Annotated in this window: 12 protein-coding genes; 4 read left to right on the forward strand and 8 right to left on the reverse strand. The window is 64.9% G+C overall.

Translation table 11 applies throughout. From position 1 onward, the window contains the following. Window positions 1-45: 45 nt before the first annotated feature. Both ACFOHJ_RS04140 and ACFOHJ_RS04145 read left to right on the forward strand, forming a co-directional pair. A complete protein-coding gene (locus tag ACFOHJ_RS04140; RefSeq protein ID WP_378218817.1) occupies window positions 46-2,466 on the forward strand; it encodes a GcvT family protein in 2,421 nt (806 codons plus the stop codon). A gap of 89 nt (window positions 2,467-2,555) precedes the next feature. Then, window positions 2,556-3,509, forward strand: coding sequence for a GlxA family transcriptional regulator (locus ACFOHJ_RS04145; RefSeq protein WP_378219198.1), 954 nt, complete (start codon window positions 2,556-2,558; stop codon window positions 3,507-3,509). A gap of 6 nt (window positions 3,510-3,515) precedes the next feature. Here the strand turns inward: ACFOHJ_RS04145 and ACFOHJ_RS04150 are convergent, their stop codons facing one another. Next, window positions 3,516-4,589 (reverse strand): pyridoxal phosphate-dependent aminotransferase, encoded by a 1,074-nt coding sequence (locus ACFOHJ_RS04150; RefSeq protein WP_378218818.1) that lies wholly within the window; start codon window positions 4,587-4,589, stop codon window positions 3,516-3,518. A 188-nt stretch (window positions 4,590-4,777) separates the two neighbouring features. Here ACFOHJ_RS04150 and ACFOHJ_RS04155 point away from each other — a divergent pair, with 188 nt between their 5' ends. After that, window positions 4,778-5,635 (forward strand): LysR family transcriptional regulator, encoded by an 858-nt coding sequence (locus ACFOHJ_RS04155; RefSeq protein WP_378218820.1) that lies wholly within the window; start codon window positions 4,778-4,780, stop codon window positions 5,633-5,635. Window positions 5,636-5,657: 22 nt separating this feature from the next. Then, window positions 5,658-7,106 (forward strand): N-acyl-D-amino-acid deacylase family protein, encoded by a 1,449-nt coding sequence (locus tag ACFOHJ_RS04160; protein WP_378218822.1) that lies wholly within the window; start codon window positions 5,658-5,660, stop codon window positions 7,104-7,106. Window positions 7,107-7,143: 37 nt separating this feature from the next. On the opposite strand, the gene ACFOHJ_RS04165 is transcribed toward ACFOHJ_RS04160, so the two are convergent. Genes ACFOHJ_RS04165 through ACFOHJ_RS04195 form a run of 7 tightly spaced genes read right to left on the reverse strand, consistent with a single transcriptional unit; the run spans window position 7,144 to window position 15,525 of the window. Then, window positions 7,144-7,812, reverse strand: coding sequence for a cysteine hydrolase family protein (locus ACFOHJ_RS04165; protein ID WP_378218823.1), 669 nt, complete (start codon window positions 7,810-7,812; stop codon window positions 7,144-7,146). Between the two features lie 40 nt (window positions 7,813-7,852). Then, window positions 7,853-9,130: a hydantoinase/carbamoylase family amidase gene (locus ACFOHJ_RS04170; protein ID WP_378218825.1), complete on the reverse strand. Its 1,278-nt coding sequence runs from the start codon at window positions 9,128-9,130 to the stop codon at window positions 7,853-7,855. Window positions 9,131-9,150: 20 nt separating this feature from the next. After that, window positions 9,151-10,074: a nitrilase-related carbon-nitrogen hydrolase gene (locus ACFOHJ_RS04175; protein WP_378218827.1), complete on the reverse strand. Its 924-nt coding sequence runs from the start codon at window positions 10,072-10,074 to the stop codon at window positions 9,151-9,153. After that, window positions 10,059-11,489, reverse strand: coding sequence for a dihydropyrimidinase (gene hydA / locus ACFOHJ_RS04180; protein WP_378218829.1), 1,431 nt, complete (start codon window positions 11,487-11,489; stop codon window positions 10,059-10,061). Before hydA ends, ACFOHJ_RS04175 begins: the two co-directional genes overlap by 16 nt. After that, complete coding sequence (locus ACFOHJ_RS04185) at window positions 11,482-13,545, reverse strand: dipeptide ABC transporter ATP-binding protein (RefSeq protein WP_378219200.1); 2,064 nt, start codon at window positions 13,543-13,545, stop codon at window positions 11,482-11,484. The genes hydA and ACFOHJ_RS04185 overlap by 8 nt, the downstream gene beginning before the upstream one ends. Before the next feature lie 4 nt (window positions 13,546-13,549). Next, the gene (locus ACFOHJ_RS04190; RefSeq protein ID WP_378218831.1) at window positions 13,550-14,578 is read right to left on the reverse strand and encodes an ABC transporter permease; all 1,029 of its coding nucleotides are present in this window, start codon (window positions 14,576-14,578) and stop codon (window positions 13,550-13,552) included. Then, the gene (locus ACFOHJ_RS04195; protein WP_378218833.1) at window positions 14,575-15,525 is read right to left on the reverse strand and encodes an ABC transporter permease; all 951 of its coding nucleotides are present in this window, start codon (window positions 15,523-15,525) and stop codon (window positions 14,575-14,577) included. The genes ACFOHJ_RS04190 and ACFOHJ_RS04195 overlap by 4 nt, the downstream gene beginning before the upstream one ends. Between the last annotated feature and the right edge of the window lie 74 nt (window positions 15,526-15,599).

Here is a 15,599-nt window from a genome sequence, read left to right on the forward strand (position 1 = left end):
GAGGTTGGGAGCCATCTCGTCAGATTGAACAAGGAATATCCCCACATGCGTACACATGCCCAGGTGGTTGTCATCGGCGGCGGGCTGATCGGCTGCTCGGTTCTTTACCACCTCGCCAAACACGGCTGGTCCGACGTCGTTCTCCTGGAACGTTCCGAACTGACATCCGGCTCGACCTGGCACGCGGCGGCCAATATCCACGGCCTGCACGATTCGACCAATATCAGCCGGCTCCAGCATTATACGATGGCGCTCTACAAGGAACTGGAGGCCGAGACCGGGCAAGGCTGCGGCGTCTTCCAACCGGGATCGCTATATCTGGCGCAAACCGAGGCCCGCGAGCACCAGCTGCGGCTGCAGGAGGCCAAGGCGCGCCGCTACGGTATGGATTTTTACGAGGTCAGCCGCGCCGACGCCGAGCGGCTGCACCCGCTGGTCGATTTCGACGGGGTGCGCTGCATCATGTTCGAACCGCAGGGCGGCAATGTCGACCCGTCCGGCGTCACCATGGCCTATGCGGCCGGAGCACGCCAGCGCGGCGCCGAAATCCATCGCTTTACCGCCGCGACCGCGACCGAGCAGCAGGCCGACGGAAGCTGGATCGTGCGCACCGACAAGGGCGACATCCGCACGCAATGGGTGGTGAACGCCGCCGGCCTGTGGGCGCGGGAGGTGGCGGCGCTGGCAGGGCTGACGGTGCCGCTGATCCCCACCGAGCACCAGTATTTCGTTACCGAAACGATCCCCGAGATCGCCGCACTCGACCGGCGGCTGCCGTCGGTCGCCGACCGCGACGGCGAATACTACCTGCGCCAGGAAGGCCTCGGCCTGCTGATCGGCGCCTATGAACGCAACATGAAGTTCTGGGCCGAGGACGGCACGCCGCTGGATTTCGGCCACGAACTGTTCCCCGACGATCTCGAGCGCATCGAGGAAAACATGATGCGCGCCATCACGCGCGTGCCGGCGGCAGGCAGCGCGGGCGTCAAGCGGGTGATCAACGGGCCGATGATCTGGTCGCCCGATAGTTCCGCGCTGTTCGGGCCGGTGCCCGAACTCGCCAACTATTTCTGCTGCATCGGCCTGATCCCCGGCTTCTCGCAATCGGGCGGGCTGGGCAAGCTGGCGGCGGAATGGATCATCGACGGCGAACCGTCGCTCGACATGTTCGGCTGGGACATGGCACGCTTCGGCCACTGGGCGAACAAGGCCTTCACGAAGGCGCGCGTGCAGGACCAGTACAGCCACCGCTTCAAGATCCATTTTCCGAACGAGGAGCGCGCGGCCGGCCGGCCGGTGCGCACGCGCCCGGCCTATGCCACGCAGAAGGAAATGGGAGCCGTGTTCGGCCTCAACTACGGGTGGGAGCATCCGCTGTGGTTCGCGGCCGAAGGCGAGCCGCGCGAGGAGACCAACGGCTTCACGCGTCAGAACTGGTGGCAGCCGGTGGGGCGCGAGGCGCGCATGCTGCGCGAGCACGTCGGCGTCATCGACATTTCCAACTACGCCAGGTACCGGATCTCGGGACCGGGCGCGGAAGAGTGGCTGAACCGGCTGCTCGCCAACCGCATGCCGGCCGAGATCGGCCGCTCGTGCCTGACGCCGATGATCGGCAAGCGCGGCGGCATCGCCGGCGACTTCACGGTGACGCGTCTGGACGAACAGGAATTCATGATGTTCGGCTCCGGCATGGCCGAGCGCTTCCACCAGCGCTATTTCCGGGCCGTTCCCCTGCCGGCCGGCACCAGCTTTACCTCGATGACCGAACAGATGTCCGGCTTCAACGTCGCCGGGCCGAAGGCGCGGCAGTTGTTGCAGGCGCTGACGGATGCCGACCTTTCCACCCCGGCGTTCCCGTTCATGCGTTCGCGCCGCATCGAGGTGGCGGGCATAGAAGTGATCGCGCTGCGCGTTTCCTTTACCGGCGATCTCGGCTGGGAACTGCATTGCGCCGAAGCCGATCAGGTCGCGCTCTATCGCGCGCTGATCGGCGAGGCCCGCAAGCTCGGCGGCGGTCCGGTGGGTTCGCGTGCGCTGATGTCGCTGCGCGTGGAGAAGGGCTATGGCAGTTGGGGGCGCGAATATTCGACCGAATACTGGCCGCAGGAAGTGGGGATGGCCCGCCTGGTCAAGATGGACAAGGGCGACTTCCTCAACCGCGACGCCTATGCGGCCGTTGCCGACAGGCCGGCGCGCGACACGTTGGTGATGGTGGCCATCGAGGCGGCCGATGCCGACGCCACCGGCGGCGAGCCGGTCTTCCTGCCCGATGGCACGCCGGCCGGGCAGGTGACGTCGGGCGCCTACGGCTATTCGGTTGGCATGTCGCTGGCGCTCGCCACCCTCAAGGCCGGCAAGGCCAGGCCCGGCGACGAGGTTTCCGTCGCCATCCTCGGCCGCCCCCACAAGGCGCGAGTGCTGGAACGCCCCCCCTTCGACCCGAAGGGCGAAAAGCTGCGCGCATGAACTTATGGAGGCAAAACCGGTTCGCACTCTTGCTGGAAATTCTCTAACCATCCGGGGCTAGGGACATGGTGTTGGCTATCCCGAAAGGAATGGAGCGATGCGAGGCCGCAAGCCCGTTCGTATTCCTTCTCCTCGACGGATTCTCGATGCTGTCCCTATCCTGCTGCGCCGAGACGATGCGGGTGGCCAACCGCATCGCCGGCAGCGAAACCTTCCGCTGGAGCTTCATGTCAGAAACCGGCGAGCCGGTTCGCTCGTCCCTCGGCGTACCCTTTCCCGTCGACAGGGGGCTGGCCAATCTGGATGGGGGCGAAACGGTGCTGGTCTGCGGCGGCGACAACATCAAGCACGCCTCGACGAGAGCCATAATCGACTGGCTGCGCCGCCAGGCGGTGCATGGCGTACCCGTAGGCGGCCTCTGTACCGCCACCTACACGCTGGCAAAGGCGGGCCTGCTCAACGGCAAGCGCGCGACCATCCACTGGGAGAACGAAACCAGCTTTGCCGAGGAGTTTCCTCAGGTCATCCTCAGCCATTCCCCCTATGTCATCGACGGGCACCGCTACTCGACCGCAGGCGGCACTTCGTCCGTCGACCTGGTGCTGAGTTTCGTCGAGGACATGCACGGGCCGGCCCTTGCCGGCGAGATCGCCGAGCAACTGATCTATTCCTCGATCCGGAAGATACAGGAAACCGCCAGCACGTCGCTGCCCGGCCGAATGGCCCTGCGCCACCCCCGGCTGAGCGCTGTCATCCGGTTGATGGAAGAGCGGCTCGAAGACCCAGTTCCGACGCCAAAGCTCGCCGAGGCCGCCGGGATTTCGCCACGGCACCTGGAACGCCTGTTCCAGCGCCATATCGGCCGCACGCCGCTAAAATACTACATGGACCTCAGGCTGGCGCGCGCCAGGCACCTGCTGCAGCAGACCGACATGACGATTTCCGAGATCGGCCTCGCCTGCGGCTTTCTTTCAGCCTCGCATTTCTCCAAATGCTACCGCTTCAAGTACCGGCAGGCGCCGCTGCGGGCGCGCGGCCAGTAGTTTCTTTCAGATCGCGCCGCTTTCCCCTCTGAGGCCGCCGAGGATTTGACCGACGCGCACCATTTCCTCTTCGCGGCCAATCGTTATCCGGAGGCAGTCGCGCAAGCCGTAGCCCGCCACCTTGCGGGCGATCAGGCCGCCGGCCCGCAGCCGCTCGTCCGCCAGCACGGCTTCCGCCTCGCCGGAAAAGCGGACCAGCACGAAATTCGTGAAGCTGGACGGGACCTCGAGCCCGGCGTCCCTCAACCGGCCAGCAAGACGGTCGCGAATAGCAGCCGTACGCCTGACGACATCGCTGACGTAGGCGCGGTCCTGCAGCGCCGCGGTCGCCATGGCCAGCGCCACGCCGGTGACGTTGTTCGAGTTCACGATCTTTCGTACTTCCCGGCCGACGTCGGCCGGAAACAGCCCCCACCCCACCCGCAGGCCTGCCAGGCCATAGGCCTTGGAGAGCGTCCGCAGCACGACAGTATTGCCCTCGTTCACGAGTTGAAACACCGGCCGCGGGTCCTGATCGTCGAACTCCCCATAGGCCTGGTCGACCACCAGCAGGACGCCGGCTGGCAATGAGGCCCGCAGGCGCACGATCTCCGCGTTCCCAATACGGGTGCCGGTGGGATTGCCCGGGTTACACAGGAAGATGATCCGGGTGGCAGGCGTTACCGCATCAATAAGTCGATCGACCGAAACGGCGAAATCGTCTTCCGGAACCTGCACATAGGTCGCGCCGGCCTGGGCGGCCGTGGAAGCGACGAACAGGTAGGTATAGGCGCTCGCCAGGATTTCGTCCCCGGGTCCCGAATAGGCCCTGACGACGCAGGAAATCAGATCCATCGAGCCGGCGCCGCACAGGACGAGGCCGCGCTCCACCCCCAGGGTTTCGGCAATCGCGCTGCGCAATTCATTCCAATCGGGATCGGGGTAGAGCGCCGCCCGGGCAAGGGCAGCCCTTCCCGCTTCGAGCGCGGCCGGGCTCGGCGCAAAGGCGCTTTCGTTCTGTGCGAGCGTCGGCTTGTCGTGCCCGCCGAAATCGGCCAGCGGAAAAGCCTCGATCGCCTCGACCCGAGAAAACAGCCGCATCCGTACGGTGCTCCCTTCACCTGTCGCCAAGCGACATATCATCCGTTCCTTGAGGAGACGGGATCGGGCGGCCAATTCATAGCGAAAAATGCACCGTCAATGGCCTCCGATTTTTTGTGGCGCCGGCTTGGTAATTTTTGGAATGAGAATACCATCGTGCTCTATTATCGATAATCAAGATGGATGCCATGAATCTCGATTCCCTGCAAAGCTTTCGCAGCGTTGCCGACGCCGGCAGTTTCAGCATCGCGGCGGCCCGCCTCGGCGTCATGCAATCCACGATCAGCGGGCGCATCCAGTCCTTGGAAAAGGAACTGGGCTGCGTCCTTTTCCGGCGTGGCCGGGCCGGCGCGGAACTGACGCCAGCTGGCCATGATTTCCGGCCGCTTGCCGAACGGATCGTCCAGACCTGGGACCAGGCACGCCATCAGGTCGCGCTGCCGGACGGCTTTAGCGCGACGTTCCGCTTCGGTGGCCCGGTGGCCTTGCAGGACCAGTTGAACGTGGCGTGGGTTCTCTGGATGAAGGAACATGCGCCCACTGTCGCCCTTCAACTGGAGGCCGGCTATTCCGATACGCTGACGGACCGCATCCTGGCTGGAACGATGGATGCAGCGACCCTGTATCTGCCACGCCAGCGCCCGGGCCTGGTCGTCGAGGAACTGCTCATCGAAAAGCTCGTCCTGGTCCGCCACCCCCAGATGGAGGGCGCCTGGCAGGATCATTTCGTCATGGTCAACTGGGGCCAGGATTTCGGCAGAGAGTTCGTCGAAGCGTTTCCCGACGCTCCCATCCCCACTATATCCGTCGGGCTCGGAGCGCTCGGGCTCCAGTACGTGCTCGCGCTCAAGGGAGCAGCCTACCTGCCGCGATCGCTGGTCGACTCCATGTTGGCCGAGCAGCGCCTCTGTCCCGTGGAAGGCGCACCGGTATTCGAGCGGCCCGTCTATCTGGTCTATCCGGCGTTCAGCCGGGATCCTGAACTGCAATCACTGGCGCTTGGCGGCGTGCGCGGCGTAGCCGCGACACTGTCGTCCGGGGCCTAGAACCGTCACCTTTGGGGGAAGCATGACATACGACATCATCATCCGCGGCGGCACCGTCGTCGACGGCAGCGGCGGACCGCGTTTCGCAGGCGATGTCGCCATCGACGGCGGCATGATCGCGGCGCTGGGGGATTTGTCGCGGGAGGAGGGCGGGCAGGAAATCGACGCATCGGGCCGCGTCGTCGCGCCGGGGTTCATCGATGCCCACACCCATGACGATAGCGCGCTGTTGTCCGGCGAGGGGATGATCGCCAAGACCAGCCAGGGCGTTACGACTGTGGTTGCGGGAAACTGCGGCATAAGCTTGGCGCCGCTGCTGCTCGATGCCACTCCGCCGCCGCCCTTCACCCTTGTGGGGGGCCAGGAAAATTTCCGCTTCGACCGTTTCGAGGATTACGTTTCCGAGCTTTCGCGCATCGGGACGATGACCAACGCGGCACTCCTGGTCGGACACACGACGCTGAGGCAGCGCTTTCTTCCCAGCATGGACAAGCCGGCGACGGAAGACGAGATCATGCTGATGCAGGAAGAAGTGGCCAAGGCCATGGCCGCTGGCGCCTTCGGTCTCTCGAGCGGCCTCGACTATGCCCCCGCCGTGAATTCGTCCACCGGCGAGGTCAAGGCATTGGCCCATACCGCCGCGCAATCGGGCGGGCTCTACGTCACCCACACACGCAATTATTTCGAGAAACTCGAGGAAGCGATCGACGAGGCCATCGAGATTGCGAGCGATGCCGGCAACAAGCTGATCATCTCCCATCACCAGGTTACGGGGCGCGACAATTTCGGCAAGAGCGGCCCGACCCTCGACCAGATCGACGCGGCCCGCCAGACGCTCGACATCGCCCAGGATTGCTACCCCTATGCGGCGTCCTCGACCGTGCTCAAATTCGAACGCTGCGACATTGGCCTGCCGATCCTCATCACCTGGTCGGACCCCTACCCCGACATGGCGAACCGCTATCTGGCCGATATCGCTAGCGAATGGCAGTGCACCGAGCGAGAGGCGGCGGCGCGTCTGTTGCCGGCCGGCGCGGTCTATTTCCAGCTCGACGAAAACGACGTGCAGCGCATTCTCGCCCACCCACGTACCATGATCGGCTCGGACGGCCTGCCGCACGACAAGCATCCCCATCCGCGCCTGTGGGGAACGTTCCCGCGCATCCTCGGGCACTACTGCCGTGAACTCGGCCTTTTCACGCTGGAAGAGGCGGTCTTTCGGATGACGGGGTTGCCGGCAAAGGAATTCGGGTTTGACCGGCGCGGCCGCCTGGCGGTCGGCAACTTTGCCGACGTCGTGCTTTTCGATGCCGCGACCGTGGCCGACAAGGCGACGTTCGAACAGCCGACCCTGGAATCGGTTGGCATAGACCTCGTCTTGGTGAACGGCCAGCCGGTATGGAAAGAGGGCAAGGCAACCGGCGCCCGCCCGGGCAAGGTCCTGAAGCCGATGGGAAACAGCCGGCACTGAGGAAGCCGGCGGCGCGGCCGCCGACCTCCCTTTCCACCTACAGGACTTCGTAGAGCGTCTCGGCCGTGGTAGCCGTGTACTGGAATTCGACGGGGCGGGAGCAGCGCCAGGCTTGGTGCGGCTCCCCCCGAAGCGCCTTCAAGGCCTCGGCGGTCCGGAGAACGCCGCCACCATAGAGGCGGTTCGCCATGTCGAGGATCGCCACCCGGTTCATGAAATCGGTGCCGCTGCCGCAGGCGTCCTTTATCAGCCAGGCGCGGAAGCCGGCGAAGACGGCGTCGAACACCGTGGCGCGGACACAACTGTCGGTCCAGACACCCGCCACCAGAAGATGCTCCACGCCCCGCTCGCGCAGCGTATCGGCCAGCCGCGTGTCACGAAAGGCACTGGGCCAGGCTTTGCGGATCACCAATTCACCGCCAGCCGGCATCACCTCCTTGCAGATGGCGGCGCTGTCGGCTCCGGCCACCCCGTAGCGAAGGTCATCGGCGAGATTTTCGTGCAGGAGCGGATAGCTTGTTTTCACTTCCTCCTGCTCGGCCCAGGCCTGCGCATGAAGGACCGGGACCCCCGCCTGTCTGGCCGCGGCGATGACCGAAACGGCATTGGCGAGGATCGCGTCGAACCCCTCGACGGGATAAGCGCCGCAACTGCGATACTCGTTCTGGAAATCGATAGCGAAAACCGCCGCTGACTGGACGTTCAAGATGGCCTCTGTGCTGGTTGACGGGGTGGGATCGGAAATTTCATGGGCCGTCGAAGACAGTGACGAAGCGAACAAGCATTGCCACGACTGCGTCGAGATCAGTCGCTTCCATGGCTTCGTCCGGATTGTGGCTGCCGTTTTCGCTGCGCACGAAAACCATGGCGCTGGGGACGCCCGCTTCAGCAAAGGCTGCGGTGTCATGTCCCGCGCCGCTGGCGAGGAGCGGGACGTCGTTTCCGGGCCCGGCAGCGGCGGCGAGTTTCTCGACCAGCCCTGTGTCCATCGGCGCCGGCGCCCAGGTAAGCGGCGCATCGAACTCGAAGCGCACATTGCGTCGAGCCGCGATCTGCAGGCAGAGCGCGCGCATCGAGGCGGCAATGTCCTCAAGCGTGCTTTCGCGGTCGCTGCGGATATCGAGCGTGAAACCGATATCACCGAGTACGCGGCTGCCGCCATGCTGCCGCGGATCGGATTCCACCCTGCCGAACGTGATCGTCGCCTGTCGGCCTTCGGCTTCCAGCCGATCCCACACGGCCTCGAGGCCCTGCGCGAAATCGGCGAAACCGAGCACGCTGTCCCTGCGTGAAAAGCGCGGCTCCGCACCGGAATGTGCATAGGCGCCAATACAGTGCCCGGCGAGGTGACGAAATCCTCCGTTGATCGCGGTGACGATGCCGTAAGGCCGATCCATGCTGACCAGGCGGGGGCCCTGCTCGATATGGACCTCGACAAAGGCGGCGATGTCGGCGGGGCGCAGTTGTGGCGTCCCGGTCCGGATCGCCTCGGGATCGAAACCGGCATCCGCCATGTGCTCGGCCAGCGTTCGCCCGGTATCGGCCCGGCGGGCTTCCAGTTCGTCCGCCGGCAGCCGCCCCAACGCGGCGCGCGCACCCGGATAGGAAACGGGAAACCACACCGCCTCCTCGGCCCGGGTGACCATGACGGTCACGTCGCGGAGGACGACAAGATTCCGGGCAGCCATTTCGGCGAGCACGGCAAGGCCGGCGACCACGCCCGCCGCGCCGTCGAAATTGCCGCCATGCGGGACGCTGTCCAGGTGCGAGCCGAAAAACAGCGCGGGCAAGGCCGGATCGCTTCCCGGCCGCGTCAGGTAGAGGTTGCCGGCGGCATCGGTGCGCGTCACGGCTCCCAGCGCTTCGGCCTCGCGGCGCACGAGGTCGTGCGCCAACTGTTCGCCGGCGCCATAGGCCGCCCGCGTCACGCCCGGATGATCATGCGTTGCCCGCGCCAACTCATCCAGCACGCGGCGCAGCAGGGCAGCGCCCGCCGTCAGTTGCGCCTCCTTTGCCGCTCGCATCGGCGCAACTTGCCCGGCCATCACAGCGGACCGGCGCGTTCGGCGATCAGGCGGTACTGGTCGGGGCGACGGTAAAGCTCGAAATCGAAATTGACCTTGCGGCAAACGGCGATGAGATCGAGGTCGGCGCGATGCACGATGACCTCGTCATCCAGCGAGGTGACCTGGGCCGCGAGTTCACCCGTCGGCGCGATGATGCAGGACCCCCCGATCAGTTGTTGCCCGTCCTCGTTGCCGGCCTTGGCCGCCGCCGCCACCCAGACGGTGTTCTGATAGGCGCCCGCCTGCATCGGCAGATGATTATGGAACATGCGCAGGTGCCCCAGCGACGGGGCCTCGTCCAGCAGCAGCGGCGTGTTGTAGCCGATCAGCACCACCTCCGCCCCGCCCAGCCCCAGCATGCGATAGGTTTCCGGCCAGCGGCGGTCGTTGCACAGGGCGAGCCCGACGCGAACGCCGCAATAGTCGAAGACCGGAAATCCGAGATCGCCCAGTTCAAAATAACGGCGCTCCAGGTGCGTCGTCGTGCCCGCCGACGCCTCAGTCCCCCCGGGAATGTGCATCTTGCGATAGCGGCCGATGAACTTGCCGTCCGGGCCGACCAGATCCATGGTGTTGTAGCGCCGCGTCTTTCCGCTGGAGCGGTCGAGTTCCGAGTAGCCGAGCGCGAAGCCGATCTTCAGCGCGGCGGCAGCCTCGTAAAGACGCCGGGTCTCCTGCCCTGGCATCGCTTCCTCGAAGAACGCCTCGATCTCGGCGTCGTCTTCCATCTCCCAGCGCGGGAAGAAGCTGGTAAGCGCCATCTCGGGGAATACGGCGACCTCCGCTTTCGCGGCGGCGGCACGCTCCAGAAGCGCAACAAGCCGGTCCACCGTTTCGGCGCGCGTCGCGCTCCTCTGGATCGGCCCCGTCTGGCAAACCGCGATGGTCAGGTGTCTAGCCATGGTGTGGTATCCTCGATTGCTATCGGATTATCTCGTGGCGCACCCGCCTTGCGCGGGACGAACCGGCCGACGTCCGTGGTGGGGCACAGATTGCCGTCCAGGACCACCGGTATCCCACGCACAAGCGTGGTGACTGGCTTGCCAGTGACCATCCTGCCCTCGTACGGGGTATAGTCGACCCTGGAGTGCATGACCTCGCGCGTCAGCCGCCACTGGACGGCCGGGTCCCAGATCGCAAGATCGGCATCGAGCCCGACAGCAATACACCCCTTGACATGGTCGAGCCCGTAGAGGCCTGCGGCGTTGCCGCAGGTCACGGCAAGGTAGCGCTGAAGCGAAAGCCGGCCGGTCACAAGACCCTCGGAGAACAGGAGCGGCAGGCGGGTCTCGATACCGGGTATGCCGCTGACCGCCTTGTGGAAGGCCGGCGCGCCATCGTTGCCCAACTTGTCGGCCAGCATCGAGGGCGAATGGTCGGACGACCAGAGCGCGATGTCGCCTCGCGCGAGCGCTTCCCACAGATAGGCCTGGTCGGACGGCGCGCGCGCCGGCGGCGAAAAGACATAACGAGCAGCCTGCTCCGCATCGCGGTCGAGGTCCGCAGCCGACAGGAAAAGATATTGCGGGCAGGTTTCCGCGAAAACTCGGGCGCCGCGCTGCTGCCCGCGAAAGACTTCCTCGGCCGACTGCCGGCACGAAACATGCACGACGACCAGGCGCGTGCCCGTTATTTCCGCCAACGCAACGGCCCGGTGCGTCGCCTCGCGTTCCACGACACTGGCATGTGCGACGGCATGGTAGCGCAGGTCCGTTCGGCCCAGTTCGATCAGCCGCTTGCGGGTTCTCCTTATCGCCGCATCGTTTTCCGCATGGACCATGACGATGAAGCCCTGCGTGCGCGCCTCATCCAGAACGGCCAGCAAGGTCTCGTCGCCGACCGCAAAGCCTTCATAGGTCATGAACACCTTGATGGACGTCACGCCCTGCCAGGCCAGCACGTCGAACTGGCGTGCCAAATCGGCACCGGTCCCGGCGGTAACCACACCGTGCAGGCCGTAGTCGATCACCGAGCGACCGGCGGCGCATCTCATGGCGCGATCAAACGCATCGATCGACGTCATGCCCGGCCCCGGCATGGCGAACGGGACCATGCAGGTGGTGCCGCCAAAGGCGGCCGCGATCGAGCCGGATTCGAAATCGTCCGCGCTGGCGGCGCCGCCCCACGATGGTTGGTCGAGGTGACAATGCGCGTCGATGCCCCCCGGCAGCACCCAGCGGCCGCCCGCGTCGACTGCCGTGTCAGCCCGGATGCCTGCGCCGAGCTCGGCAATCCGACCGTCGGTTATGCCGATGTCGCATTCCGCCCAGCCATCCTCCAGCGCGACCCGCCCGCCACGGACGACAAGATCATGCATCGGGGGCCTCCGAGGGCACCGCGATCACCGGCTGCATGGCAAGAAGCTGTTCGCGCGGCAGGTGGCAGGCGATATTGTGGGTTGCCGAAAACTCATGGACCGGCGGACGCTTTTCCCGGCACAGTTCACCCAGCACATAGGGACACCGCGTCGAGAACGGGCACCCGGCAGGCGGACTGGACGGCGACGGCATCTCGCCCGAAAGAACGACCTTGCGCTTGCTGATGCTGCTGTCCGCGATCGGGATAGCCGACAGCAGTGCTTCGGTATAGGGGTGGTACGGCGGCGAGAACACGGCGTCGGCGCTGCCCTGCTCCATCACCTGGCCGAGATACATGACGACGATCCGATCGGCCAGGTAGCGCACCACCGACAGGTCGTGGCTGATGAACAGGAGCGTCGTCTTTTCATCGCGCTGAATGTCCAGCAGCAGTTCAGTGATCGCGGCCTGCACCGAGACGTCGAGCGCCGAAACCGGCTCGTCCGCGACGACGACGGCCGGATTGCCCGCAAAGGCCCTCGCGATCCCCACGCGCTGCTTCTGGCCTCCGGAGAGCTGCCTTGGCCGCCGGTGCATGAAGTCGTGCGGAAGCTTGACGAGATCGAGCAGTTCCCGCACCCGTTGCTCGATGGCCTTCCTGTCCTTGGTTCCTCCCAGCTTCCTGATGACGCGCGCGATCTGCGAGCCGACCGTATGGCTTGGGTTGAGCGTGTCGAAGGGGTTCTGGAAGACCATCTGCAAGTTGACGACCGTCTTGCGATTCCGCTTCTGGACGGGCAATTTCGCCACGTCCAGGCCGTTCACCTGCAGCGAGCCGGCCGTCGCTTCCTCCAGGCCCATCAGTATCCGGGCGAAAGTCGACTTGCCGCAGCCGGACTCGCCGACGATCGCGACCGTCTCGGCCACATTGGCATCGAACGTCAGGGCATCGTTGGCCTTGACGCGGCCGTAGCTCTTGCTGAGCGCGTCGACTTTCACCGCAACATCGCCAATGACGGGAGCCGGCCTGTTGCCAGTGGTCCGTGGAGCGGCGTTCCAGTCGATCTCGTCCACGCGCGCACAACGCGAAAGCCGTTCCGCCCGGCCCTGCGGACGGACCATCGGCACCGCCTGCATGCCACAGCGCTCGGCCACGAAGAACTCGCAACGCGGGCCGAAATTGCACCCACGCGGCCGATCGCCGGGCGCCGGAAGCTGACCCGGAATGGCGACCAGCGGACGCGTGTTCTTGTCGGCGCCGGGCACCGGGATGGAAGCGAACAGGCCGCGCGTATAGGGATGGCGCACCGCGCCGAACACATCGGCGACCGGCCCGCTCTCGACGGCTTCGCCCGAATACATGACGGTGATGAAATCGCACGTCTCGCGCACCAGACCGAGATTGTGCGAGACATAGATCATCGACATGCCGAACTGCCGGGACAGGTCTCCGATCAGGTCGACGATGCCGGATTCGATGGTGACGTCGAGTGCCGTCGTCGGCTCGTCGAGCAGCAGCACCTTCGGATTGGCGAGCAGCGCCATGGCGATCACCACGCGCTGTTGCTGGCCTCCTGAAATCTGGTGCGGATAGGCGTTCATCAGGCGGTCGCAATCCGTCAGCCGGACGCGTTCCAGCATGGCGCGCGCCTGCTGCAAGGCCTCCTGCCGGCCTACCCCGCCTTGATAGATCGGAACCTCGGCGAGTTGCTCCGCGATCGTCATGGACGGATTGAGCGAAGCCATCGGCTCCTGATAGATCATCGCGATCTGCGAACCTCGCAACCGGCGAAGTTCAGCGCCCTGCATGGTCAGGATATTGCGACCCTCCAGAAGGATCTCTCCTCCGACGATGCGGCCGTTCTTGCCGAGATAGCGCATGATGGCCAGCGCCACCGTGGACTTGCCGCAGCCGGATTCGCCGACGAGGCCATGCGACTGGCCCGGCATGAGCTTCAGGTTGAAGTCGATAACGGCCGGCACTTCGCCGCCGCGGGTGAAATAGGAGATCGAGAGGTTCCGGCATTCCAGCACCGGAACCGCATCGTCGCGTGGGATTTGAGCGGCGGACTGCATCATCTCAGTCCTTGAGGCTCAGTTCCCTCAGGCCATCGGCCATGAGGTTGAAGCCCAGGATGAGGCTGGACACCGCAATCGAAGGAATGACGAGCATATAGGTGAATTTCCAGACCAGCGCCGCGGTCGCTGCTTCCTTGATCATTAGGCCCCAATCGGGATCGGGCGGCTGCAATCCCAATCCCAGGAAGGTGAGCGTCGTGATGGCGACGGTCGTGTAGCCGAGCCGCAGGCAGGCATCGACGATAAGGGGGCCGCGGGCGTTCGGCAGCAGCTCGACCATCATGATCCACAGCGGGTGCTCGCCCCGGGTCTGCGCGGCAAAGATGTAGTCGCGCGTCCTCATGTCGAGGGTCAGCCCGCGCACGATGCGCATGATGGCCGGCGCCGACGAAATCGTCACGGCGACCACGATGTTGAACCCGCTCTGCCCCAGATAGTTGAGGATCAGGATGAACAGCACCATGACGGGAAAGGACAGAAGCACGTTGGAGATGAAGGACAGGATTTCGTCCCACCAGCCGCCGAGATAGCCGGCGACCAGCCCGAACGTGGCGCCGACGACATAGGCGATCGAAGTGGCGGTGATGCCCCACACCAGGACACGCTGGCACCCCCACAGCGTCCGGGAAAGCATGTCTCGGCCGCGAAGGTCCGATCCCAGCAGAAAGGTGACGCCGTTCTTCACCGCGCCCGGCAGCGCATAGGGCGCAATCGGCTTGTTGGGATCGAGGATAGGCAGATACGGCGCCGAAACCGCGATCAGCAGCCAGAAGAAAACCAGAGTCGCCCCGATAACCGCGATCGTGGAATCGCGCCATGCGCGCACGGCCATGCCATAAAGAACGAGGACCGCTGGGATAGCCGGGATCAGGACGTAGTGCTTCAGCGCGCCGATCTGCGGGCCGAACATTACATAGGCGGCGAGCGGCACATAGATCAACAAAAGCAGCAGGATGATGCGGCTGCCGGTGGACGAAGGCGCGAGGCTCCGTACAGAAGGCGCGGACGTTGGGTTGAGAGCCGTCGTCATGCGAACCGCACCCTCGGGTTGAGCACCATGTAGACGATGTCGGACATCAGTTGCGAAAACACCGCCACTCCAACGGCGACCAGCGTCGCCGCCTGCACGACAGCGATATCGCCGTAGACGGCCGCGTCGAAAAGCATCCGGCCAAATCCGGCATACTGGAAGAACACCTCGACCACGACCACTTCCGAAAGCAGCCAGTTGAGTTGCAGGAAGATCAGCGTGAACGGCACGATGAGCGCATTGCGCAGCGCGTGCTTCATGATCACGCGCCAGTAGGGCAGCCCCTTCAGCACCGCCGTGCGGATATAGTGGGAGGTCATCACCTCGGCCATCGAGGCCCGCGTCATCCTCACCACATAGCCGATGTCGTAAATCAGCAGGGTGAGCAGCGGCAGGGCGAGTTGCCTGAAATTGAAGCCGTCGACCATCGCCGATTTGGCCGGGACCCAGCCGAGGCCCAGCGCGAGAACGACGGTGAGCAGCACGGCGGTGGCAATCTGGGGAATGGAGGTGGAGATCACCGCCCCGATGGAAATAATGCGATCCAGCAGCGATCCTTCATCCATGCCGGCCAGGACGCCCAGCAGGAGCGAGACCGGCACCATGATCAGGAGAACGGAAAAAGCCAGCACACTGGTATTGAACAGCCTTTCGGACAGAAGCGTGCTGACCTCTACGTTCTTCTCGAGAGAACGGCCGAAATCGCCCTGGGCCAGCTTGCCGAGCCATTCGCCGTAGCGCAGGAGAAAGGGAGCGTTCAGTCCCTTGTTTTCCAGCCAGTTCTGGTAGTCCTGCTCCGAAAGCGTCGCGACGCCGAACCCGCCGAGCTCGGATATCGCAACCCGCTTGCGGAACTGGTCGCTGTCGAAAATGGCAAACAGGATCAGGGAGACGGTGGCCATGATGAGCAGCATCTGAGCCACGCGGCGGGCGATCAGTCTCAGCATGCGGCACCGCTGCATCCACATGCCGCGGGGCGGGCAGCAGCGCCGCCGGTGCGATGTATGCTCCCGATCAAGAC

The organism is Aquamicrobium soli (assembly GCF_042646345.1).
GTDB classification, from domain to species: domain Bacteria; phylum Pseudomonadota; class Alphaproteobacteria; order Rhizobiales; family Rhizobiaceae; genus Mesorhizobium; species Mesorhizobium soli_A.